Source organism: Microbispora sp. CL1-1 (genome assembly GCF_012034195.1).
In the GTDB taxonomy this organism is placed as follows: Bacteria; Actinomycetota; Actinomycetes; order Streptosporangiales; family Streptosporangiaceae; genus Microbispora.
Window position 1 is genome coordinate 1 of sequence record NZ_JAATEK010000121.1, and the last position, 1,531, is coordinate 1,531.

Consider the following 1,531-nt stretch of genomic DNA (forward strand, 5'->3'; position numbering starts at 1 on the left):
TGACTTGGCTCACGTTTCAAGATTGTCGCTGAGCGCGAGGCGTTGACCTCGTGGTTCCCCGTCGGGAACGGCGAAAAGTGCGCACTAAATCGATCATGTCTCTACCCTGGTGGCCGTGTCTCCGTACGTGCGGACGGTGAAGACGGCCTCAGGCGCCCGGGCGGTGCAGATCGTCTACTCCTCCCGCCGCGGATCGCGGGAGATCGAGCACATCGGGTCGGCGCACGACGACGCCGAGTTGGAGACGCTCAGGGCGGTGGCGCGTCAGCGGCTGGCCGCCGGCCAGCAGGAACTGGACCTGGGGCTGGACGATGGGCCGATGGCGGGCGGGCCGCTGGAGATCGTCAGCTCGCGGATGGAACACCTGTGGGACGCGCTGTCCCGCGCCTACGACACGCTGGGGTTTGCTGCCGCGGCCGGGGGCGATGAGGTGTTCCGGCAGCTGGTGCTCGCGCGGGTGATCGAACCGACGAGCAAGCACGACAGCCTGCGCGTGCTCGGCGAGGCCGGGATCGATGCGGTGTCGTATGCCACGGTGAAGCGCCGCCTGCCGGACTACGCCGCACCGCAGTGGCGCCAGGCCCTGGCCGGTGCATGCGCGGCCCACACCCGCCTCGGGCCGGCCAGCCTGGTCCTCTACGACGTGTCAACCTTGTACTTCGAGACCGACGCCGGGGATGGGTTCCGCGAGCCGGGCTTTTCCAAGGAACGCCGCCTGGACCCGCAGATCACGATCGGGCTGCTCACCGACTCCTCCGGGTTCCCGCTCATGGTGACCGCCTTCGAGGGCAACAAGGCCGAGACCCACACCATGCTCCCGGTGATCGAAGGGTTCATGGCGGCCCACCACCTGCCGGACGTCACGATCGTGGCCGACGCCGGGATGATCTCCGAGGCGAACAAGCAGGCCATCGAAGCCGCTGGGCTGTCGTTCATCCTCGGCATGAAGATCCCCGAGGTGCCGTATGTGGTCAAGCAGTGGCGGCGCGAGCACCCCGGCACCCCGATCCCCGACGGGCACATCTTCATCCAGCCCTGGCCGTCGGGATCGAGCCGGCCCCGCCGCGACCAGATGATCTACTACCAGTACCGGGCAGAGCGGGCCCGGCGCACCCTGCGCGGCATCGACGAGCAGGTCGCCAAGGCCCAGCGCGCCGTCGACGGGCAGGCGCCGGTCAAGCGCAACCGGTTCATCAGGCTGTCCGGCGCTACCAAGAGCGTCAACACCGAGCTGGTGGACAAGGCCAAGGCCCTGGCCGGGCTCAAGGGCTACATCACCAATCTCGCCGCCTGCCCGGACGGGACGCCCATCACCGCCGAGTTCGTCATCAGCTCCTACCATCGGCTGTTCGAGATCGAAAAGTCCTTCCGGATGAGCAAGCACGACCTCAAAGCACGGCCGATCTACCACCACAAACGCGAGTCCATCGACGCGCACCTGACGATCGTGTTCGCCGCCCTGGCGGTCGGCCGGTGGATCGAGGCACGGACCGGATGGTCGATCAAGAAGTTCGTCCGCACCACCCGCCGC

General features: G+C 67.9%; 1 protein-coding gene. It reads left to right on the plus strand.

Going from position 1 to position 1,531, the window contains the following annotated elements:
- Window positions 1–163 precede the first annotated feature (163 nt).
- Window positions 164–1,531 (plus strand): IS1634 family transposase (locus HCK04_RS40195; protein WP_260617573.1); only part of this gene is annotated, 1,368 nt, incomplete at its 3' end.